22 protein-coding genes, 1 tRNA gene and 2 other annotated features are annotated in these 22,122 nt (G+C 43.5%); of the genes, 11 read left to right on the plus strand and 12 right to left on the minus strand.

Annotation, left to right across the window (positions count from 1 at the left end):
* Positions 1-261: 261 nt before the first annotated feature.
* The 3 genes from IAE45_RS02460 (at position 262) to IAE45_RS02470 (ending at position 1,942) form a co-directional block, all read left to right on the plus strand.
* Positions 262-960, plus strand: coding sequence for an O-methyltransferase (locus tag IAE45_RS02460; protein WP_200124762.1), 699 nt, complete (start codon positions 262-264; stop codon positions 958-960).
* A 145-nt stretch (positions 961-1,105) separates the two neighbouring features.
* A tRNA-Arg gene (locus IAE45_RS02465) sits at positions 1,106-1,179 on the plus strand.
* Positions 1,180-1,519: 340 nt separating this feature from the next.
* Positions 1,520-1,942 carry an HIT family protein gene (locus IAE45_RS02470; protein WP_200124764.1) on the plus strand — a complete coding sequence of 141 codons (423 nt, stop codon included), beginning with the start codon at positions 1,520-1,522 and terminating at the stop codon, positions 1,940-1,942.
* 39 nt (positions 1,943-1,981) lie between these two features.
* Here IAE45_RS02470 and IAE45_RS02475 read toward each other — a convergent pair whose 3' ends face one another.
* Positions 1,982-2,518 (minus strand): AAA family ATPase, encoded by a 537-nt coding sequence (locus IAE45_RS02475; protein WP_081118050.1) that lies wholly within the window; start codon positions 2,516-2,518, stop codon positions 1,982-1,984.
* Between the two features lie 113 nt (positions 2,519-2,631).
* Here IAE45_RS02475 and IAE45_RS02480 point away from each other — a divergent pair, with 113 nt between their 5' ends.
* The gene (locus IAE45_RS02480; protein WP_200124766.1) at positions 2,632-3,489 is read left to right on the plus strand and encodes a PhzF family phenazine biosynthesis protein; all 858 of its coding nucleotides are present in this window, start codon (positions 2,632-2,634) and stop codon (positions 3,487-3,489) included.
* Between the two features lie 148 nt (positions 3,490-3,637).
* Here the strand turns inward: IAE45_RS02480 and trpA are convergent, their stop codons facing one another.
* Genes trpA through trpE form a run of 7 tightly spaced genes read right to left on the minus strand, consistent with a single transcriptional unit; the run spans position 3,638 to position 10,049 of the window.
* Complete coding sequence (trpA, locus tag IAE45_RS02485) at positions 3,638-4,414, minus strand: tryptophan synthase subunit alpha (protein ID WP_200124768.1); 777 nt, start codon at positions 4,412-4,414, stop codon at positions 3,638-3,640.
* A complete protein-coding gene (trpB, locus tag IAE45_RS02490; protein WP_142424352.1) occupies positions 4,411-5,604 on the minus strand; it encodes a tryptophan synthase subunit beta in 1,194 nt (397 codons plus the stop codon). Before trpB ends, trpA begins: the two co-directional genes overlap by 4 nt.
* A complete protein-coding gene (locus tag IAE45_RS02495) occupies positions 5,601-6,248 on the minus strand; it encodes a phosphoribosylanthranilate isomerase (protein WP_142424353.1) in 648 nt (215 codons plus the stop codon). The genes trpB and IAE45_RS02495 overlap by 4 nt, the downstream gene beginning before the upstream one ends.
* Entirely contained in the window at positions 6,245-7,003 is a 759-nt protein-coding gene (gene trpC / locus IAE45_RS02500; protein ID WP_200124770.1) for an indole-3-glycerol phosphate synthase TrpC, read from the minus strand. The genes IAE45_RS02495 and trpC overlap by 4 nt, the downstream gene beginning before the upstream one ends.
* Positions 7,004-7,029: 26 nt before the next feature.
* Positions 7,030-8,064: an anthranilate phosphoribosyltransferase gene (gene trpD, locus IAE45_RS02505; RefSeq protein WP_200124773.1), complete on the minus strand. Its 1,035-nt coding sequence runs from the start codon at positions 8,062-8,064 to the stop codon at positions 7,030-7,032.
* A 19-nt stretch (positions 8,065-8,083) separates the two neighbouring features.
* Entirely contained in the window at positions 8,084-8,662 is a 579-nt protein-coding gene (locus tag IAE45_RS02510) for an aminodeoxychorismate/anthranilate synthase component II (RefSeq protein WP_200124775.1), read from the minus strand.
* A complete protein-coding gene (gene trpE / locus IAE45_RS02515) occupies positions 8,643-10,049 on the minus strand; it encodes an anthranilate synthase component I (protein WP_200124777.1) in 1,407 nt (468 codons plus the stop codon). Before trpE ends, IAE45_RS02510 begins: the two co-directional genes overlap by 20 nt.
* A 58-nt stretch (positions 10,050-10,107) precedes the next feature.
* Positions 10,108-10,352 (minus strand) — a binding site (T-box leader).
* A gap of 66 nt (positions 10,353-10,418) precedes the next feature.
* Positions 10,419-10,633: a binding site (T-box leader), on the minus strand.
* Between the two features lie 269 nt (positions 10,634-10,902).
* On the opposite strand from trpE, the gene IAE45_RS02520 reads away from it, so the two are divergent.
* Together IAE45_RS02520 and IAE45_RS02525 are read left to right on the plus strand one after the other, a co-directional pair.
* Positions 10,903-11,172: a hypothetical protein gene (locus IAE45_RS02520; RefSeq protein ID WP_200124779.1), complete on the plus strand. Its 270-nt coding sequence runs from the start codon at positions 10,903-10,905 to the stop codon at positions 11,170-11,172.
* 393 nt (positions 11,173-11,565) lie between these two features.
* Positions 11,566-13,017, plus strand: coding sequence for a helix-turn-helix domain-containing protein (locus tag IAE45_RS02525; RefSeq protein WP_200124781.1), 1,452 nt, complete (start codon positions 11,566-11,568; stop codon positions 13,015-13,017).
* Between the two features lie 16 nt (positions 13,018-13,033).
* On the opposite strand, the gene IAE45_RS02530 is transcribed toward IAE45_RS02525, so the two are convergent.
* A complete protein-coding gene (locus IAE45_RS02530; RefSeq protein ID WP_200124783.1) occupies positions 13,034-15,598 on the minus strand; it encodes an HAD-IC family P-type ATPase in 2,565 nt (854 codons plus the stop codon).
* Positions 15,599-15,866: 268 nt separating this feature from the next.
* On the opposite strand from IAE45_RS02530, the gene IAE45_RS02535 reads away from it, so the two are divergent.
* Positions 15,867-16,205 (plus strand): RidA family protein, encoded by a 339-nt coding sequence (locus IAE45_RS02535; RefSeq protein WP_081118037.1) that lies wholly within the window; start codon positions 15,867-15,869, stop codon positions 16,203-16,205.
* 74 nt (positions 16,206-16,279) lie between these two features.
* Here IAE45_RS02535 and IAE45_RS02540 read toward each other — a convergent pair whose 3' ends face one another.
* Positions 16,280-17,431: a glycerate kinase family protein gene (locus tag IAE45_RS02540; protein WP_200124785.1), complete on the minus strand. Its 1,152-nt coding sequence runs from the start codon at positions 17,429-17,431 to the stop codon at positions 16,280-16,282.
* Between the two features lie 170 nt (positions 17,432-17,601).
* Between IAE45_RS02540 and IAE45_RS02545 the strand changes: the two genes are divergently transcribed.
* Genes IAE45_RS02545 through IAE45_RS02560 form a run of 4 tightly spaced genes read left to right on the plus strand, consistent with a single transcriptional unit; the run spans position 17,602 to position 20,681 of the window.
* Positions 17,602-18,792, plus strand: coding sequence for a helix-turn-helix domain-containing protein (locus tag IAE45_RS02545; protein WP_200124787.1), 1,191 nt, complete (start codon positions 17,602-17,604; stop codon positions 18,790-18,792).
* Complete coding sequence (locus IAE45_RS02550) at positions 18,785-19,012, plus strand: PLD nuclease N-terminal domain-containing protein (protein WP_074931695.1); 228 nt, start codon at positions 18,785-18,787, stop codon at positions 19,010-19,012. Before IAE45_RS02545 ends, IAE45_RS02550 begins: the two co-directional genes overlap by 8 nt.
* A complete protein-coding gene (locus tag IAE45_RS02555; protein WP_200124789.1) occupies positions 19,009-19,920 on the plus strand; it encodes an ABC transporter ATP-binding protein in 912 nt (303 codons plus the stop codon). The genes IAE45_RS02550 and IAE45_RS02555 overlap by 4 nt, the downstream gene beginning before the upstream one ends.
* On the plus strand, positions 19,917-20,681 hold the full coding sequence (locus tag IAE45_RS02560; protein WP_200124791.1) for an ABC transporter permease: 765 nt from the start codon (positions 19,917-19,919) through the stop codon (positions 20,679-20,681). Before IAE45_RS02555 ends, IAE45_RS02560 begins: the two co-directional genes overlap by 4 nt.
* Positions 20,682-20,727: 46 nt before the next feature.
* Here the strand turns inward: IAE45_RS02560 and IAE45_RS02565 are convergent, their stop codons facing one another.
* Together IAE45_RS02565 and IAE45_RS02570 are read right to left on the minus strand one after the other, a co-directional pair.
* On the minus strand, positions 20,728-21,351 hold the full coding sequence (locus IAE45_RS02565) for a YitT family protein (RefSeq protein WP_200124793.1): 624 nt from the start codon (positions 21,349-21,351) through the stop codon (positions 20,728-20,730).
* A gap of 166 nt (positions 21,352-21,517) precedes the next feature.
* Positions 21,518-22,078, minus strand: coding sequence for an NAD(P)H-binding protein (locus IAE45_RS02570; RefSeq protein WP_200124795.1), 561 nt, complete (start codon positions 22,076-22,078; stop codon positions 21,518-21,520).
* Positions 22,079-22,122: the final 44 nt, after the last annotated feature.

Genomic DNA, 22,122 nt, shown 5'->3' on the forward strand with positions numbered 1-22,122 from the left:
AAAGTTCGTTTTCACCCTGATGATGGGTTGCTTTTCTTCCTTGATGAAAATTTAAGCAGAACCTGACGAGATCTTCACAGGATTTTAACCAAACCTCCACATAACACCGTTATGATAGAAATATCCCAAAAATATTTTTTCACCCCTTTATCCTGCCAGTCATATGACTGGTTTTTTTGTTGTTCCCAAAGACTCGAAAAGATTGAACTTAAGGTAAGTTATTCGTATAATAAGGGGCAACGATAAATTAGGAGGATGAAGATGCGCAACGAAATGATGCATCGTCCAGTAGTCAAACCAGAACTAGTGGCGTTTATGCGTGAAAAACAAAAACAATTATCCGGCGAACTTGGTGAAATCGAGCAAGCCGCTCATGAAAAAGAAGTGCCAATCATCCCACATGAAACTGTGGTCTTTTTGCAGTTTTTATTGGGACAGCTCCAGCCAAAAGAAATCCTTGAGATCGGCACAGCGATCGGTTTTTCTTCAAGCTTGATGGCGCAATGTGTGAAAGAGGGGCATGTCACAACGATCGACCGCTTTGACGTCATGATCCGCAAAGCCAAAGAAACCTATGCTCGCTTAGGAAATGAAGACAAAATCACGCTCTTAGAAGGACAAGCGGCAGATGTCCTGCCTACATTGAGTGGCCCTTATGATTTTATCTTCATGGACAGCGCCAAATCGAAATACATTGAATTTTTACCAGAATGTCTGCGTCTATTACGCAAAGGCGGTGTGCTGATGGTGGATGACGTGTTTCAAGCTGGAACGATTCTACAACCCATCGAAGAAATCCCGCGCAACCAGCGAGCGATACATCGCAAATTGAATCTTTTCTTGGATACCGTGATGAACCATCCTCAGTTGACCTCCACCCTCGTCCCTTTAGGAGATGGCGTGATTCTCATTACGAAAGAAGCCGATAGCGTAATACTTGAGGAACCTGAGAAAGGTTGAGGGCAACTGCGCTTCCTTTTTCCAAAGAAAAAATAAGAAAAGGGCGAAAAGCGATTGACATTGCTGCGCCCTTTTTCTATAATGTTATTTGTTGCTGATTGATTTCAACAACTGAGGCGAAGTGAGCATTCGCTAAAAATTATTTGTTCCAGTAGCTCAGCCGGATAGAGCATTCGCCTTCTAAGCGAACGGTCGGGGGTTCGAATCCCTCCTGGAACGTTATATTATCGTGCATAGCGCTAGCAGATCGTTAGGAATCTTGATTCCTAGCGATTTTTTTGACAAATTTTTTAAAAATCACTTTTTTCAAACGTCACTTTTACCACAAATCAGCAGCACGGTGCTTTTCTTTTGCAAACAACCTATTAACTAATTATCTAAAACATCATGAATTATCACATATAGTTTTAACTGCTAAATAAATATGATATTATCCTCTCGAAGAGCGGCTTAATTGCAAAGATCGTTTATGGTTTCCCATAATCCCGTAGCTTCACATTTTTAGATATTATACTTCTCGAACACAACGAACAAAATTTATTCCATAGGAGGAATTTTGATGGAAGAATGTCCTTTTTGTCGCATCGTATCTGGAAAAATAAAAAGCCATGTAATCTATGAAGATGACAGTGTTTGCGCCTTCCTTGATCATGCCAAAGACGTGGATTATCATATGCTGGTTATTCCTAAAAAACATTACACCAGTATTTTAGACTGCGACCCCGTTCTTCTTGCTCACCTCATTCAAACGGTTCAAAAAATAGCAGATCATTGTGTCACTCGCTTAAGATTTGATGGGATTAATTTGCTAAGCGCAGCAAATCAAGCAGCGGGTCAATCAGTCCCTCACTTTCATCTTCACTTGATTCCGAGAAAAAAATGTGACGGTATTAATGCGTGGCCCTCATTCAATGGAGCAGCGCTCTCTTTAGAGGAAGCAGCTGCATTTTTGACCTTTGAAACAGATAATGAAGGAGATTAAACAAGACTCAGTAGAATAAATCTTGCTTAAAAGCGCTTCTTAAAATACTTGATAATGCTTGACTTGTTCTGCTAGCTGATCAGCTGGTAGAGCACCATCCAGTACATAGTCGGCTGTTTCAGCAATGATCTGTTCGTGTAAAACAAATAGCTCCCTTGCATAGCAAAGATAAGTATCTGCCCAAGTCAAAATCGCTTCTTTTGATTCGTTCGTATAATCCCGTTTAATCTGACGAGCAAAAGCAATATCTAGTGGTGTTTTCAAATAAATCACCGTATCGATCAACTGACGCAAGTCTTGGTGTTCATATCCGAAGGGAAAGTCTACAAAAATGATTGGGTAAAGGAGCATCGCTCTCTTCAAATCTTTCAGTAGCAGACTGATGTCATATTGATTGATCGCTGCGCAGGGATCTTGTAAAAAATAATCAAAAGATGGTGCTGAGGGCAATGCATCGATACTATAATCATCAAAAGAGATCACTATTCCATCTGTCAATCTACTCATTTCACGAATCAATGTCGTTTTGCCGGACGCTGTAACGCCACTCACTACAATTACTTTTCCTCTCTTCATGAAGTCCCTCCTCTTTCGTACCTTCAGTATAACACGATCAACTAATCCGTTTTCATCTCCTCGTATGCAAAAAATATGCTATGCTTGACAAGAATAAAGAAAGCAGGTGTCCTATGGAGATAACGGTACATATCGCAAGCGGGTTTAGTAAAAACCAAACGGGTGGCAACAAGGCTGGAGTCGTTTTGCTGGAACAGCCCCTTACACCACACCAAAAGTTAGCCGTCGCAAAAGAGTTAGGCTTTTCAGAAACAGCTTTTTTATCGAAATCCCCGCAGGCCGATTTCCGATTTGACTATTTTACGCCAAAAGAAGAAGTTGACTTATGCGGACATGCAACAATTGCTTCCTTTGCCCTATTATCGTATCTAAACAAACTTTCCAAGCAACAGTATCGCATCGACACCAACGCCGGACGTTTGTCGATCACCATCAAGGACGGTGTTATTTTCATGGAACAGAACAAACCACTGTTTTCAGATGTGCTTTCACTAGAACAATTAGCTGACTGTTTCGATACCAATGCTATCAATGATCAAATTCCTATTCAAATCGTTTCGACTGGATTGAAGGATATCCTTGTTCCAATCAAAACAACGGCACAGTTGCAGCAAGTTGTACCTGATTTTGAGGAAATAAAAAAAGTAAGTGCGCTTCAACAAGTGGTTGGCATGCACTTATATGCAATGGAAAAAGAACGAATCGTTTGCCGTAACTTTGCCCCATTGTTTGACATCAACGAAGAATCTGCCACAGGAACTTCCAATGCCGCTTTGGCTTGCTTCTTATATCAAAAGTGTGCTCTCGAAAAAGAAGTGTATCGCTTTGAGCAAGGCAGCAATTTAGGTGAACCTTCTGAAATTTTTGTCAAACTCGCTACGTCCTCACAAAAGGAAATCCAACGTGTTTACGTTGGGGGCAGAGGGCATTATTGCAAGACAGTCACCATCGACACGGATACACTGGCATAATCATGGTAATTTGGGCTGATCTTCCATCAGCCTTTTTTTCCTCTTCACAGATCGCGTTCTTTTTTCCATAGCAGCCCATCAATATCTCGAATACTAGTTTTCTCAAAAAAAAAGAACCCAAATCGGGTTCTTTCCTCACATTGATTTTCTATGGCTTACCAACAAGTTCTGCTAACAGCTCACTGACTTTAGGCAGTGGCTCGTTTTGAAGCGCTGCTACAATTTTTGAACCGATCACTACCCCATCGCACACTTGGGCAAAGCGCTGCACGTCTGCATGGGTCGAGACCCCGAAACCAGCTAGTACTGGAATCGGACTTTTTTCCGAAATGGCTTGCAAATGCTGATCCAGCTGTTCGTTGTATTGGCGATCTTCTCCAGTGACACCGTTCACTGTCACAGCATAAACGAATCCTTCCGCTTCTTCGATCAGTGTCTGAATTCTGTCTGGCGGACTGGTCAAGGAAACCAATGTGATCAGCGCGAGATCCGCCGCATCAAACGTAGGCGTTACTAGCGATCGATGTTCAAAGGGCAAATCTGGAATAATCAACCCTTTCACATTTGTCGTTTTTAATTCATTTGCTAGCTGTTCAATGCCATAATGAAAGAATGAGTTGGCATACCCCATCAATACCAGTGGAACCTCGGAATGGATGGTATGCAGCGCAGCAATGATCTTTTTTAAAGTGGTGCCATTGGCTAATGCCTGCATTCCAGCTGCTTGGATGATTGGTCCATCTGCGACTGGGTCTGAAAAGGGCACGCCGATTTCAATGGCGGCTGCGCCATGTGTCGTCAACAGTTCGATTTCTGCCGGCAGGCGTTCCAGTCCGTTGGCCCCCGCCATGATATAAGGGACAAACAGTGGCTTGCCTTGTTTTTGGCGCTCCTTTAGTTTCATCGTCAATGTTTTGCTGGTCATTTCGCTGCTCCTTTCCGATCTTTGATTTGTTGAACATCTTTGTCCCCTCGCCCAGACAAACAGATCACTAAGCGTTCTTCTGCTGTCATTGTTGGCGCTAACTTTAAAGCATAGGCAACGGCATGAGCACTTTCCAAAGCGGGAATAATGCCTTCGATTTGAGACAAGAGATAAAAGGCGTCAACAGCTTCTTCATCAGTGACCGCGAAATACTCCGCGCGTGCAATTTCCTTCAAATAAGAATGCTCGGGACCGACCCCTGGGTAATCCAAACCAGCTGAAATCGAATAGGGTTCAATCACTTGCCCATCATCGTCTTGCAGCAAATGCATTTTGGTACCATGTAAAATACCGATACTGCCTTTCGTTAAAGTCGCCGCATGCTCGGTAGTATCCACGCCTTTTCCAGCTGCTTCAACGCCAATCAAACGAACGGTCTGATCGTTGATGAAAGGGTAAAACATTCCCATCGCATTGCTGCCGCCGCCAACACACGCAACGACTGTCGTTGGCAGTTGCCCTTCTTTTTCTAATAGTTGCCGCCGTGTCTCACTGCCAATCACACTTTGAAAATCTCGAACGATCTCTGGAAAAGGATGCGGACCGAGTACGGAACCCATCACGTAATGGGTGTCCTCGACGGTTGCGACCCAGTAGCGCAGCGCTTCATTGACAGCATCTTTCAATGTCTGATTGCCTGAAGTGACTGAAACCACTTTTGCTCCCAATAATTCCATTCGAAAGACGTTTAGTGCTTGCCGCTGAACATCTACTGCGCCCATAAAAATCGTGCATTCCATACCGAACAACGCGGCCGCAGTCGCGGTGGCGACGCCATGCTGCCCAGCACCGGTCTCCGCTACCACTTTCTTTTTCCCCATCCGTTTTGCTAATAAGACTTGCCCTAACGCATTATTGATTTTATGGGCGCCCGTATGATTCAAATCTTCTCGCTTCAGATAAATTTTGGCACCGCCTAAGTGTTGTGACAAGCGCTGGGCATGATAAAGGGGGGTCTCTCTTCCTACATACTCTTGCAAATATTCCTGTAATTCTGCTTGAAAACTTGCGTCCGCTTGTGCTTCACGGTAGACAGTTTCTAATTGCTTGACTGCATACATCAATGTCTCTGGCACAAACTGTCCGCCAAAAGAACCATAAAATCCTGCTTTTGTGGGATACTGAGTCATCTTTTTTTCTCCTTTACTAAGTGAATAAATTGTTCGATTTTCCGACTGTCTTTCTTGCCCTGAGTTTCCACGCCTGAAGAAACATCGACAGCATAGGGCCTAAAAAGTTGGATCGCCTCTTCTACATTTTCCGCGTGCAAACCGCCAGCAATAAAAAATCGCTCAGACAACGGCAACGGTTTTCTCGCCGCTTTTTGCCAATCAAAGGATTGGCCGTTGCCGCCAGCATAAGAGTGATCTCTTACTGGAGCGTCCAATAACCCAAAATCTGCATCGCAGCTTAGGAAATCTTGTTCTAAAGTATCTGCTTCTCCATCAAAGGCTTGAATCACAGCGATGTTTTGATGCGCAAAAGTGCCTGTCTGGATAGCTGTTTGCAAAAATGGCAAGACCTTTCCATGGAGCTGAATCGCTGTCAGCTGGGCGGCTTGAATTGCCGCTTGAACTTCTTCAAAACTTGGAGAAACGAAGACTCCGACTTTCCCTATATTTTGGGGTACTTGCTCCGTTATCTTGCGGACTTGTGTCGGATCGATTCTCCGGCGGCTTTCGGCAAAAACAAAGCCAAGGTAATCTGCTCCAGCATTGATGGCAGCTTCGACATGGAGGCGTTCGGTGAGTCCGCAAATTTTCACTCTGGTCATGGTCGACTCACCTGCAAATCTGCTGCTGTTTCAGCAATTCGATTGCTTCTCATCAACGTTTCTCCAACGAGGACTCCATGATAAAACGGTGCAAGCTGCAGCACATCGGCGGCAGTTCGAATACCAGATTCACTGATGTAAATCGCCTCTGATGGCTGAGGCGCTAGAGCAACACTTACATCCAAGGATACGTCAAAGGTTTTTAGGTCACGATTGTTGACGCCGATGATTTTGGCACCTACTGCTTGGGCTTGTTGAAATTCTGCCGCATTATGGGTCTCAACGAGTACTTCCAACCCTAGTGCTTCGGCTTCTTGATACAGCGCGACGAAACGGGCTGGATCCAACGCAGCCACGATCAATAAAACGATACTGGCACCCGCATTTTTGGCGCGAATCAATTGTTTTTTGTCGATAATGAAGTCTTTGCATAGTATAGGTACCGAGACGGCTTTGCTGACTGCTTTAAGATCTGCCAGCGAGCCTCTAAAAAACTGCTGGTCGGTCAAAACGGAAATCCCGCTGACCCCTGCAGATTCATACGCTTGCGCTTGAGCGACAGGATCGATCCCTTGGTTGATGTCTCCTTTGGAGGGTGAAGCACGCTTGATTTCAGCAATAAGGTGCATCTTCTGTGGTCGGTCCTTGACATGCTGATAAAATGATGGGCGTTTCGCTACGACCTTTTCGGTTTCTTGTGGCATCGCGGCAACTTCTTCAACTTTTTTCTGGATGATCGTTTCTAAAAAATCCATGTTTCTCCTCCTCACAACTTTCGTAGTTATTGACTATTTGACTGACGAATCAGCATCTGCAGTTTGTCGTAAGCGGCGCCCGAAGCGATACACGCTCGTGCCATCTCAAAGCCTTCCGCTAGGGTGGCGGCTTTGCCGTTGGCGTAAAAGCCTAAGCCTGCATTTAAGACCACTGTCTCAAGATAAACGGAAGGTTGATTTTTCAAAACTGCTGTTAAGATCGCGGCGTTTTGAGCGGCATCCCCGCCGACGATCGCCTCGATCGGCGCTGGCGTAAAGCCGTACGCTTGTGGATCCAAAGAAAAATTGGCTACCTCTCCTCCTTGATAAAAGCTGATCGCCGTTTCACCTGCCAAATTGGCTTCATCCATTCCATTGCATCCATGGATCACCATTGCTCTTTGCCGACCAAGACTGCCTAACGCTTGGGCAGTGTCTGCCAAACTTTCACCAGCGTAGGTACCGATCAGTTGAGTGGTCAATGGCACAGGATTGATCAAGGGCCCGAGTAGGTTAAAAATCGTTGGTGTTGCTAATTCTTGCCGTATCTTCATCACTGCTTTCATCCCCGGATGCAACGACGGGGCGAAGAGAAACGCGATGCCGACTGTTGCCAATAGATCAGCGATTTTTTCTGGTGATGCTTGGATCGACACCCCCAAGCAGGCTAAGACATCGGCACTGCCTGAACGACTAGAGATACTGCGATTGCCGTGTTTTGCCATCGTGATTCCCCCGGCGGCTAAAACGAAGGCTGCCGTTGTAGAGACATTAAAACTATTAGAGTGGTCACCGCCAGTGCCACAATTGTCCATGGCGTCTCCTCCTTCATAAGGAAAGGTCACGGCATGCTCTAACATAATTTCTGCTAAAGCAGTCAATTCGGCAGCTGTGATGCCGTTGATCTTCATCGCAACTAACGCTGCCCCCAATTGACTTTCTGAAAACACCCCGCTTAAAATTCCTTGAGCAAAGTGGCGCATCTCCTGATAACTTAAATGACGGCCATTAAATAATTGCTGAGTGATTTGTTGCGGCGGCTGTTTTTTTATTGCTTGCATTTACGATTCCTCCTTTTTTTCATCTTGTGTTTTTTGCTGTATTATCTGAGACGAGTCCAAGAAACTGTTCTATGAAAAATGTCCCCTCGTTTGTTCCCATTGATTCTGGATGGAATTGGAGTCCTACGATTGGTTTTTCGCGATGCTGAATCGCCATGATGATCCCTTCTGTTTCAGCCAATACCTCAAATTCCGCTGGGAGTGTCGCTGGCTCAATGACCAGCGAGTGATAGCGCATGACCGTCATATTTCCTAGGTAGGTTTCGAACACGCCTTTTTTCTGATACGTAAGGCTCGATTGCTTGCCGTGCATAATGGCTGGTGCTTGGACCACTGTGGCACCAAACGCTTCACCAATGGCTTGATGCCCTAAGCAGATACCTAAAAGCGGCTTGCTATCTTGGTAAGTTTTGATCAAAGGAATCATGAATCCTGCCTCTTCGGGCCGTCCTGGTCCTGGAGAAAAAATGATGCCATCTGCTTCTTTAGCAACAATAAAAAGCTCTGGATCGTCATTTCGCAAGACGATCGTATCCGCTGGACATTGCTGGACTAAGTTATACGTAAAGGAATCATAATTATCGACGAGTAAAATCATTGGCTGACACCTCCAATAGTGCTTTGGCTTTGTGTAATGTTTCTTGGTATTCAGATGAAGGATCAGAATCATAGACGACACCCGCCCCTGCCTGGACATAAGCGATCTCGTCTTTCAAAACCATTGTCCGAATCCCGATGGCAAAATCCGCTTGATCATTACGAGAAAAATACCCAACGGCTCCCGCATAGACCCCTCTTCGAACAGCTTCCCACTGATAGATGCGTGTCATGGCACGAATCTTTGGTGCCCCGCTGACCGTGCCTGCTGGCAGGGTTGCTTTCAAGGCATCCATTGCCGTCACACCTGCTCTGCGCTTGGCAGCCACTACCGAAACGATGTGCATGACATAGCGGTATTTCTCGATCACCATGTATAAAGGAACATGAACCGTCCCATGTTCAGCGATCCGCCCTAAATCATTGCGTCCAAGATCGATCAGCATCTGGTGCTCCGCACGCTCTTTTTCATCTGCCAACAGTTCATTTGCCAAAGCTTCGTCTTCCGCTTTGGTCGCCCCTCGTTTGCGGGTACCAGCGATGGGATTTGTGGTGATTTCGTCGCCTTGAACGCGAATCAGGCTTTCAGGTGAGCTACCGATTACTTTGAATCCTTGATCGAAATCAAGATAATAGAGGTAAGCGGAAGGATTTGTCACTCGCAGTTTGCGGTAATAGTCAAAGGGCTCTTGTTTAAATGACGCTTTCAGACGTTGCGAAGGAACAACTTGGAACATGTCTCCCGCCGTAATCCGGGCTTTCGCCTCTTGAACGATCGCTTCATAGGCTTGCTGTGTGACATTGCTGGTAAAATGTAGTTTTTCGTTTGACAATACACGGGTCTCAGCGGCGACTGGTGTCCTTAACTGCTGCTTCACTGCTTGCAGTACCTGCTCCATCTCGACGGTTCCTCTTTGGCTGTAGCAATTTTCAAGAATGATCGTTAAAGTTTCCGTCTGATGGTCCAAAACGAGAAAAGTTTCGAAAAGCCAAAAGGCCATATCAGGCACCTGCAATTCATCTGCGGGCAGTTGTCCAATGTCTTCATAGCAAGCGGCGATATCATAGCCTGCATACCCGATAGCCCCACTTTGCAACGGCAGATCCGGTAAAGCGGTGATTTCTTTTTTGACTACATATCGTTCCATTTCTTTTAAAGGGTCCTGGCAGGGATACTTGTTGACCGTTTTTTTCAAAAGATCCTCCACTTGAAAAACACCATCCTTAAATGTCAGTTTCTGAACGGGATCAAAGGTAAGGATCGAATAGCGTCCGGTATCTTCTTCTCTGGGAATACTTTCCAATAAACATTTGTGCGCCCCTTGAATCCGTAAAAACAATGAGACAGGTGTCAAACAATCGCTGTTGATTCGTTCCATTCGATACATAAGCTGCTCCTTTCTTTGTAAACAAAAAGCCCTCAAGCAAACGCCATAAAAACGTCTGCTTGAGGGCGAATGATCGCGGTACCACCTCAATTGAAGTTGCCCAAATAAACAACTTCATCTCTATCAACCGTCTAACAACGGTCTTCCTCTATAACGGGAGTTCCCGCATTTTCCTACTGCCAAAAAAGGGTTCAAAAAATGATCGGCTAAGGCCATTTCCTTGATTTCTTGGTACCGGACTCTCATCATCGCCGACTTTCTGTAGCCAAAAATATTCAAGTACTTCTCTTAGTTTGATTTTGTTGCTATTTTTCTCATTGATCGAGGGGGAAAAAAACAAAAAAGCCCTCACGCAAACAAACTTGTCTGCCTGAGGGCGATTACTCACGGTGCCACCTCAATTGGTTCTCTCTAGATCGTCTATCAACGATCGCTCTCTGTAACGGGAGTTCCCGGAAAAAGCCTACTGATTTCAGCCTTTCGACACAAAAGTCCATTTCTGAAGCATCCATCTGCTGATTTACACCACCATCAGCTCTCTGCAAGACGAACATCCTCATACTTCTCTTTTGTATGGTCTTAATGAGTTATTGGTAGTTATATTACGTGGCTTTTGCTGATCTGTCAACAGGAAAAGATCATTTTGTTCTTTTATTTTTTAAATTATACTTGAAATCAATCTTATTCACTATTAACAATTATGAAAAATTTCTATAAATCATAGAAAAAAAGGCCATTTTCTTCATTTTCCATAGAAATCCCCGGACATTTCACCAATGCATGAAAAAAGCAATTTGCTTTAGGAAAGGAACTTATGTATGCTTTCTACGAGTAAATAAGAAAGGAAGGTTATATGATAGTAGATAAAAAAGAATTCTCTGCTTTTATATATAAAATGAGTTATTTGGAATATACCTATTCTACAATAAAAAACGGCGATAAAAACATTAGCTTATCTAAACGAGAACAAGACGAAATTGAAACAATTATCAATCATTCTCTTCATAGAAAACTTTTAACTTCTAGTAAGAGAAAATGTTTTGGTTCCAAAGTAAAACTGACAAAAGAAGCTCAAGCACTCTACCGTAAACTTAAAGAATATGAATATCTAATAGATATATAGCTAATAAAGATATAGTCATTTATTTTATGAACGATAATTAAGCATTTTGTTTATTAGTATTAGTTATCTTTTCATTTCAAATAATAACATTTGTCGACGGAGGATACAGATCTTCGTCCATTTCTTGTGCTAATCATCTTACGATTCCTTCGATATAATCACTATACTTCTCACACAAAGAAGTTTTTTTGTTCTATTATACGGTTCGTTTTCTTCTAATTTTCTAAATCGTTACACCTTTCCACTAAATAAGCTTGCTTATTTTCCGCAACAGATCAATTATTTCGCATAGCCAAGTCTTTAACTTTAAGTTAAAATCAAGAGAACAACAGCTAACTTATTTGAATAAGACCTCGGTTCTTTTGATTACTTGTGGGAAAGGAAGTTTTTGTCATGGATGGGATGATGAAAAAAATCATTACGGAGAAAGATTTGTTGCGCCAGATCTTGCTCTTGGAACAGTTGGCCAATCACAAAATAATCACTGCCAAACATTTGGCAGAACTAATCAATACGACGGAACGAACGGTTTTTTCTGATATAACCTATATTCGTCAACAATTACCTGATGGTTGGCAGATCGAAGCTGCCAGTAGTGGCTTTGCTTTGACCCATGATGGCCCATTGCTGATGAGTCAGCTATGGGAAACGTTTTTTCCTCAATCGATCGGAGTTTCTTTAATGAAAGCATTGCTTTTTTCTAGCGAACTCCGTACCCAAGAGATTCTTAACCAAACAGGGACTTCCTATGAAACCCTGCGGCGGCATATCTCAAAATTAAACAAAAGTCTGACGGATTTTTCTTTGCGGATTCGCATCACAAATCGCGTGATTCGTTTTGAAGGAAGTGAGATCAATATTCGCGTCTTCTTCCATCGTCTTTTACTGCCTTATACCCATAACAATTACTTTTTTGAGGAATATACGATTCATGAGTCCCACTATTATCATTTCTTGGATCGCTTGGCAAAAGCCAAGCTGCAAATTGATGTGGAACAAATCTTCGGCACTTGCTGGTTTTTTATCAATTCAATCCGTATCAAAGCCAATTGCCGCATTGATTCCTTCGAATTTAATGAAGATGATCCCCTTTATGGCCTTTTCCAACAGCCATTAAGTCAGCTCTATCAAAAAGAAGGTGTTTATTTAGAGCGCAGCGAACACTTCTTTAGCTTCTATTGCTTTTTAGAAAGTTGGAACTACAATAATGAATGGTCCGAAACAATTCAAACAACCCTTGAAACGTATCAAGCCATTTATAAAAAAACAACCTATTTTGTCGAAAAATTAGCCCGCTTGCTGCATCTACCTCTCGCTAGTGGGACGCAACTGATTGAGAATCTGTTGCTGCTCTTGATCAAAACGCAAGAGTCTGCCAAACTCTCAGAATGGTTTGGGTTAGAATTTCACGAGATCCAGCGCCTGAATCAGCCCTATTCGTTACCGATCGAAGCAACGATCCATGACTTTTTAGAGGAGCAGACAAGCAGCCAAAGGGAGACGAGTTTCCCTTTGTGGTCTACCACCACCTTGTTGATTCAACAAGCAATTTTACACATCAACCCTATCCGAGCAAAGGGATACTTTGTCTTTCAAGGGGAGCCGGCATGGAAAGCTTACCTTTTACAAGAATTGAATGACTTTCTCGGAGCTCGTATCCTTTTATCAGCCATCGAACCAGGTCAACTAGATGGGCTATCGGCAATCGACGTTGATTTTGTCTTATCAAATTTTCCATTAGATGATGCTCCTGTCCCAGTCTTTTATTTATCGATGGTACCAACCAAAAATGAGCTCAATCAAGTGACTGAGCTCATTCAAACCTATTATTTAAGTTATCACTAGAATCATCAAGCTGCCTTTATTGTTTCACTGGGGCAGCTTTTTGACGTCCTTGCAACTTATTTGTAATAAATTTCTCACCTTCGACGACTGTGAAAAGAAGTGCCCCGTTGGCTGCAATACTCAACTGCTGCATCAGCGTCAAAGAACCGATCCCTAAAAGCTGGTGTCCAATAGGTGTTAGGAAAATCGCTGCCTGCAATACGATCAGTAGTGCCAGGGAGACTAAGAGTGCTTTATTGGCAAAGAGTTGGCGATTCAACGCCGGCTTTACCAGCTCACGACAGTTCAACAAGTAGACCGCTTGGGCGAAGACGATACTTTGCAGTAGCATGCTTTGCTGAAGGACCGTTCCTTCAAACTGAATCGCTAAGACGTAGGAAGGAATCATGATTAACAACGAGACATAGAAGATGCGGAACAGACTGTACCAAGATAAGATACCTTCTTTGATTGGCCGTGGTGGTCGATTCATAACATCCGCACTTGCCTTTTCAAAACCGAGTGCGTATGAAAGCGTGATGGTTGTCACCATATTTACCCATAAAATTTGTACAGGTGTCAGTGGCAGTGGTCGGTTCAACAAGAGTGCCGCAATAACGATCAATCCTTGTGCAACGGCCGTTGGTAAGAAGAAGTTGATGGTTTTCTTCAAATTATCATAGATCCGACGACCCACGCGGACGGCATTGGCGATCGTATGAAAATTATCGTCTGCCAAAACCATATCGGCTGCTTGCTTGGTTACTTCACTGCCTTTGATTCCCATAGCGATCCCAATGTCGGCTTTTTTCAGCGCTGGTGCATCGTTTACACCATCGCCGGTCATTCCGACAATCTCTTCATTCGCCTGCAAAGCACTAACGATCCGTAATTTATGCTCTGGGGTCGTTCGAGCAAAGATATCTGTCTTTTGGACTGCTTGCTGCAACTCCTCCTCAGACAGCAGATCGATTTCCAGCCCTTCCAACACGTGATTCGTGTGCTTCAATCCAATTTGCTTGCCGATGGCTTGAGCGGTCTTGCCATGATTTCCTGTGATCATTTTAACTTGGATGCCCGCTTGCAAGCACTCTTTTACTGCTTTGATAGCACTGTCTTTCGGAGGATCAATGATGCCAGCGATCCCAACAAAGGATAAATTGATGAGTGCTTCGTGGGACAAGGACTCCTGTGCCGACAGCGTCAGATGCGCAAAGCCGATCAGCCGCTGCCCTTTCGCTGCTAATTTTGCACTTTCATCTAACCACCATTTCTTTTGATCTGAAGTCAGTTGGCTTTTCTCAAGCAATACTTCGGGCGCACCTTTGACAAAAACTACCGAGGCATTCGACTCTTCTTGATTTTGATGACGGGTTGCCATGTACTTGTAAGAGGAACTAAAAGGAATCTTATTGACTGTTTTACGTAATGGTTGCTGCGCTGATTCTGCGTATTGCAACAAGGCTTTTTCGGTTGGATTTCCAACGAGATCCGCAGCCTTTTGTCCTTCATCCTGCTTCAAATCCTGACAATTTGCCATGATATCAAGCACCATTTCTTTATCCACGTTCGACTCAACCAAGACATCGACAACCGTCATTTCATTTTTTGTCAAGGTTCCTGTTTTATCTGAACAAATCACCGTCATGGCACCTAGCGTCTCCACTGATGGCATCGTTTTGATGATTGCTTGCTCCTCAGACATTTCCTTGACACCCATCGATAAAATCATGGTCAGCACGGCTGGCAAGCCCTCAGGAATCATTGCTACAACTAATGCAATACCTGATGAGAACAAGAGATCAAGATCAAAGCCGTAGCGGAAGGTAGTAAAGAAGATCAAGAAAATCACTAATCCGATAATGCCTTTAAAGATTTGGTGATTCAATTGCTTCATTTTTTTGATCAACGGGGTTTCTTGCGCTTTCACAGACTGAATTGCTTGATTGATCTGGCCGATTTGTGTATCGTCGCCTGTTTCAACGACGATCCCGCTGGCAGTTCCGCTTTCTACATGGGTACCAGAAAACGCCATGTTCCGCTGGTCGCCAATCGTACTTTCTTGAGTAATAGGCTCGGTCATTTTTTGAACAGGCTCAGATTCGCCAGTTAAAATCGACTCTTCAATCACAAGATCATGGGTTTCGATCAAGCGCATATCAGCTGGTACAACATCTCCTGGTCCTAAAACGACTAAATCTCCATTTACTAAGGAAGAAACAGCAATTTTCTTCTTGCGGCCGTGAACATAAATCGTTGCTTCTTGCCCCATGAACTGCTTCAATCCATCCAGTGATTCTTGGGCTTTGCGCTCTTGCCAGTAGCCGACGAATCCATTGATGACGACGACCGCCATAATAATGCCGCTTTCGATATAATCACCAGAAATCCCTTTTAAGACGGCTGCGACGATCAAGACCAACATCAGTAAGTCGGTAAAGTGCTTGCCGACTTTCTTCCATGTGGGGATCTGCGCTGCCTCAGTAATTTTATTTTCACCTTGCTTTGCTAAACGCTGGTTGCGTTCTTCGGAGGAAAGGCCCTGCCGTGTTGTTTGCAACGTGTGTAATAGTTCTTCTGTTGTGTTTTTGTACCAATTCATATTTTTTTCCTCCTTGTTTATTTATTTGATCTGAACATAGTATAAGACATTGAAACCATAAAATTCTGGCGATAATTTCAGTGGAGCCTGAAAAAAATGAGTGTTTTTATTAAAGGGGAAGGGCGGCTTCGTCCCGTGGTTTCACAAAACCAACAGAAAACGTTTGTTGATTGTTTTTGCAGGTGGAATCAAGTAAACTAAGACACACCCAATCAATTGCTATCTGTCCCATCATCCAAAGGCAAGATAAAAGAAAGGAGCCAAATAAATGGCAATCTATACCGATACAAAAATCGCTCAAGGACCATTTCTTTTCATTTCTGGTCAAACGCCGTCGCAAGACGGAGCCACACCTGAGGACCCACAAGAACAAGCAGCCATCGTTTTGAAGAAAATCGAAGAGCATTTATCAGCCAATCAACTGTCTTGGTCATCAGTGGTCAAAATGACCGTCTTTTTAACGGATGCTGCCTACTTATCTGCTGTCCGTACGGCGTTTACAGCTATTTTGGCAGAAAACAAACCGGCTATGAGTCTCGTCATCGTCGCCGGATTGGTTGCACCTGAATTTAAAGTAGAGATTGAAGCACAAGCTACCATGGCTTAAGCATAGAGAAAAACACCAAAAAAACTTCGTACCGGCTGCTGCCTTTTGTACGAAGTTTTTTTGGTGTCATCTTCTTATTCAGTCCCTTCTGAAATGTCTGATTCGATCTTTTTTTGCCACTGCTCCACAAAACCAGCGATCGCTTGAGCAGTCTGTTGAGCATTCACTAAGGTTCGCTTTTTCTCCATCGCTTCTGTCAACGAAATCGGACCTTGCTGGATACAAAAGACGGCAGATAAGAGTTGCGACAGTTTTCCTAGATCGTCGCTTCGAGAGCCGCAGATGGCAACGACTGGGACCTGATGTTTGTGGGCGAGCAACGCGACGCCATAGGGTACTTTTCCCCCAGCGGTTTGCCCATCGATGCGCCCTTCACCGGTGATCAACAAATCTGCGCCTTTGATTTTTTCCTCAAATCCAATCAATGAAGCGATCGTCGCAAATCCTGGAACCAATTGACCACCTGCCAAACGAACAGCACCACCAAGCCCCCCTGCCGCACCAGCACCAGGGACTTCCAGATCGGTCCCCGTGGTTTGCTTGATGTGTTCAGCCAAACGCTTTGCTTGCTGATCCAACTGCTGGATCGTTTCTTTGGATGCCCCTTTTTGCGGACCAAAAACCGGCGCAAATCCTTGTTCACCTGAATAAGGATTTGTTACATCAGCTAAGGCAAACAATTCAATTTGCTTAAGTAGAGGATTCAACTCGCTGAGTTTTAATGCATCTGTTTGCAACAATGGATTTTTTTCCATTTGCCCATTTGTTGTGATTTTTGCTCCTAACGCAAGTAAAAAGCCTACGCCCCCATCAGAAGTGCCGCTACCGCCAAGGGTCAGGTAAATTTTTTTCACTCCTTTCTTGCAAGCTGCTAAGACCATTTGGCCTAACCCAAAAGAAGAGCTATTGCGGGTGGTCTCATCACTAGGTTCCACGAGTTGCAACCCAATCACTTCTGCAGATTCAATCAGGGCTATTTTTTCTTCCTTGATTTTTGTGATCAATATACGAGCTTGCAACTTACCGCCTAATGGCGCGGTCACTGAAACCGTTTCGTAATTTCCTCCCAGCGCAGCAATGACTGCTGCCATTGATCCTTCTCCCCCGTCAGCGATGGGAATACTGCGTTTTTCCCACTGGTCTGAGAAGCCGCTTAAGACCGCTTGATTTAATTCTGCGGAAGTGGCACTTCCTTTGAAGGAATCAATCGCTGCTACAATTTTCATTTTTCTACCTCTCATTTACGACCATCTCTTTCCCAAAGATTGGAATACTTTGTCTTATAATCAACCTTTAGTTAATTAAATCAACCAAAAATTAACTAGCAATCCATTGTAAGTCATCCCTTCTCCTCTTATGATAGAAGTATACCAAACAAACCTATCGGAGGTGCACTATGGACTTACCAATTGGCGAGGAAATCGCTCGGAGAAGAAAACAACGAGGTATTACCCAGCAAGAATTAGCAGTGTTTATGAATGTGTCCAAAGCATCCGTTTCGAAATGGGAAACGGGACAGTCTTATCCAGATATCACCTCGCTGCCCTTATTAGCAGCGTATTTTGATTGCAGCGTCGATGAATTATTGATTTTGGACTCGCAGCTATCCCCTAAAGAGATTCAACGGATTTACCAACTATTAAAAGACGCCTTCCAAACAAAAACATCGACGGAAGTTCTCGCTCTTGCTCAAAGTTTTACCAAACGGTATTACTCTTGTTATCCGTTCTTATTACAAATGGGATCCTTTTACTTAAATCATTGGGATCTACTGCCGGATGTCCCTGTAGAAAGCATCCCAGAAGGACAAACTTACGAAAACGCTCTAATGGAAGCGAAGAAAAACACCTATTTGAAGGAAGCAGAAACCCTGTACCAACGGATCATGGACCAAGGAGACAGTGAGCTGGCCCAACAAGCGAAACAGATCGATGCTTATTGTCTGCTGATGAGAAACAAGCCCGATGAGGTCTTGGCGATCCTTGGCACGAAAACGCCGACTTTTTTACCTAGCGAACCGTTGATTGCCGCAGCATTTCAGCAAAAAAATCAGTTGCAACAAGCTGAGATCGTTACGCAAAGTGCGATTTATCAATACTTGATCCTTTTTATGAGCTTACTGACGAATTATTTGGCAATGCTCACTCATGATGAAAACAAAATGGAAAAAACCTTCGAACGTGGATTAGCACTCATTGAGCATTTCCAACTGACCCAGCTGCATCCTATTTCTGTGCTGAACTTTTTAGCCGCTGGAATGGTTTCTTTTGCCGCTTTAGGAAAAGAGGACTTACTAGCAGATGCATTAGAAAAGTACGTCAAAACGATAGCAACAACACCTGAAGAAATCGTTTTAAAAGGGGATGATTATTTTAACGATATCGATGAGTGGATCAGTGAATTAGAATTAGGTAGTCAGATCCCGCGTAACTCAGGTAGTGTCAAAAAACAATTTCTCGAAATCGCGCAGTTCACACCATTATTTGAACCGTATCAAGAAAAACCCCCATTTAAAGAACTATTTCAGCGCTTGAGCAAACTAGCTGAGCAAGCATCTAATTCCCAAAGGAGTGATTCCCATGGATAGTGTTCAACTAAATATTCCAAACAATATGGCTGATTATTTGCCCATACTGATTCCCCTAATTATCTTACAACTGGTCTTAATCGTCCTGTCAGTTCGGGATATTTTAAAGCAGGAACAGTTTAAATTTGGCTCTCGCACGTTATGGCTTTTAATATCATGTTGTATTAGCCTGATTGGTCCTATCCTTTATTTTGCTTTCGGAAAAGAGGACCAACAATGAAGATGATCGAGATCAATCATTTATCCAAGCGTTTTGGGCACAAACAAGTGCTACAAGACCTAACCTTTTCGGTTCCAAAGGGCAGCGTTGTGGGTTTTGTCGGAGAAAATGGTGCCGGCAAAACAACGACCATGAAGGCGATTTTAGGATTACTCCCCATTGATGAAGGAGAAATCACCGTTTGTGGCGAACCGGTGCAATTTGGCTCAGCCAAGACCAATCGCTGGATCGGCTATCTGCCAGACGTGCCGCAATTTTACTCTTTTATGACAGCTGCAGAATATTTGACTTTCTGCGGGAAAATCCAGCCCAATCAAGAACCTTTTCAACCTCAGCGGGTAACAGAAGTCTTAGAATTGGTAGGTCTAGAAGCTTCGAAACAAAAAATCGTTGGCTTTTCTCGTGGTATGAAACAGCGTCTCGGGTTAGCCCAAGCTCTGATCAATCGCCCGGCCATCTTGATCTGCGATGAACCAACATCCGCACTAGACCCTTTAGGTCGCAAAGCGTTTCTTGATGTATTGGCAAAAATCAAAGAAGAAGCAACGGTTCTTTTTTCATCACATATTCTTGCAGATGTCGAGCAGCTGTCAGATTACATTGCGATTTTGCACAAAGGCCAGATCCTGGCATTTGAAACGATGGATTCCTTAAAAAACCGTTATCGAAAAACCGCCTTTGGGATTGTCTTTGCCGACGAAGGTGAGCATGTGAAATTTGCCAATGTGTTAGCATCCCACGGCATTGCGGCGAAAAGAAAGAACAATCAATTATTGATCGACGAAACTGCTGACACGAATGTTGGAAAGCAGTTGCTGCGATTGCTCAATGAACAACAGATAGTACCTGAATCCTTTCAACGAATCGAACCAACGTTAGAGGCGATTTATTTGGAGGTGATCAAATGAAGACGTTTCTTGTTTTCTTAAAGAAAGAGTTTCTCGGCGGTCTTCGCAGCAAGAAATTGTTGATTTGCTTGATCCTGTTTGCCCTGATAGGTATGCTTTCTCCCTTTACTGCCAAAATCATGCCTGATCTGATGGCCAGTATGATGCCGGAATCGATTGAAATCACGATTGCTGATCCGACTTCGATCGATGCATGGCTTCAGTTTTACAGCAACATCGGCACGATCGGGTTACTAGTGTTTGTGATTCTTTTTACCGATACGATCTCCGCCGAAATCAGTCATGGCACCTTTATTCAACTGATCACGAAAGGCTTACCGAAAACCACGATCGTCTTAGCCAAAGCTTGCTATTTATCGATCCTTTGGTCTTTGAGTTTCGTCCTAAGTGCCAGTGTCAGTGCTTTTTATACGATGATTTATTTCCATGATGACAGCGCTGTTCAAGTCCCTAGCGCTTTGGTCAGCTATTGGCTCTTCGGTTTATTAGCAATCAGCATCCTGCTCCTGGGTTCTAGCTTTGCTAAAAGTATCTATCAAGGACTGTTGTTTCTTGGTGTCTGTTATCTGATGGGCATGTTAGGCAATCTGTGGAGTCAATTAACAAATTGGAACCCTTACTCCCTTTCCAGCCAATTTCCTAACTACTTAACCGACCAAATCAAGTTAGGGGAACTGCTGCCAGCACTGTTGTTAACTTGCTTTTTGATCATCGCTTGTTTGACTGGTGCCATAGCTGTTCTAAGAAAAAGAAAATATTAAAAAACATCGGTGCAGATTTTTGCATCGATGTTTTGTTACTGCTATTTTACTCAACTTTTGCTGTCTCTTGGACTTCAATAGATTTTTTAGCCTGCATTCTTTGCTCGAGCCGCATGAAAAGCCGCATGAAGAAGGCAATCAAGTAAATTGAAAAGGCAGAAATAAGCGCTTCTTGCCAAGAAAAGATCAAAAGGTTCAGCAAGATGATGATCAAATTAGTTAAGAAAACCCCACTAGATCTGCGAATGCCATAGTATTTTTCCAAAATCAGCGGTGGGATCGTTACGCCACCGTTAGAAGCACCAATTTTATAGAGCGAAAAGATGCCAAAGCTAAAGAAGAAACTACCTAAAATCAATGAGATGGAATAAAAGCGCAGTACCATGATTTCCGGTAAAAGCGCCAGTAGAACGGGAAATGACAAACTACCGATAACCGTATTGACAAAGACCTCTCGTTTCAAAAGTAAAAACGCAAGGGCTAGCATCAATAAATTGATGCCCCAGACAATGATGTGCCGATTAATGGACCATCCAGTTTCAATAAGATACCCAATCGAACCAACGCCGGCAGAAGCAATGCTATGAGGTAACAGAAAAAAATTTAAAGCAATGCAAATCCACAGCACCCCAAGCAATAAAGCAAGATTTTTTTTGATTAATGAGTCCATCAACGTTCTCCTTTCAATCTGGCACCTATTTTTATGTAGAAAAGCTTCTGTTTATTCTATCAAAAAAATACTAAAAGAAAGAACCAATTTTTTCATGAAAACATGAAAAAATTGATTCTGACCTTCAAGAAAGTATTCTTGGTTTTTTTCACCAGAGAAGGTGGCCTTATGCAGCACAACCATGAAATATCGCCAGAATCTCATCTGCGATCGCTTTTTGCCAGGCATTTCGCTGCGCCATGCGTTCCTTCTCTGACGGCAAATGGACAAAGGAAACAATCAATTCTGATCCCGCAATCAAATGATAGGACATCAACCGATTTTTTTGCTGCAAAAGCAGCTGATGCGTTTTTGGGGGAAGGGAAAGATCAGATGAGGTTGCCAATTGCTTTAATGCCTCTGGCTGACACAGGTTTCTTTCTGGTGCAATACTGATCAACTTTTTGACGCCTGCTAATTTCATTGCTTCGATCACCCGTAGCGTTGCCCGCGGATCGTGAATGTCCGTCAGACAAACATACTGACATCCTTGAAAAGCGCGAACCAGTCGACCCAAGTCCAGAAAGTCACCATCTATGATGGTCTCACGTTCTGGATCTGCTGATTGCAAACGCTCCTTTGCACGACGAGCATAAAGTACCAGGGATAAATTGGTTCTTTCTAAAATTTTTTTACGTGTCAGCTGCCCAATCGTCCCAGCAGCACCTAAAATCGCAAGTTGTTTCATAAGCTTCCTTTCTTTTCGATTGTATTATGCAGAATGCTTCTGGT

Source organism: Enterococcus sp. S53 (assembly GCF_016516865.1).
GTDB lineage: Bacteria > Bacillota > Bacilli > Lactobacillales > Enterococcaceae > Enterococcus_D > Enterococcus_D innesii.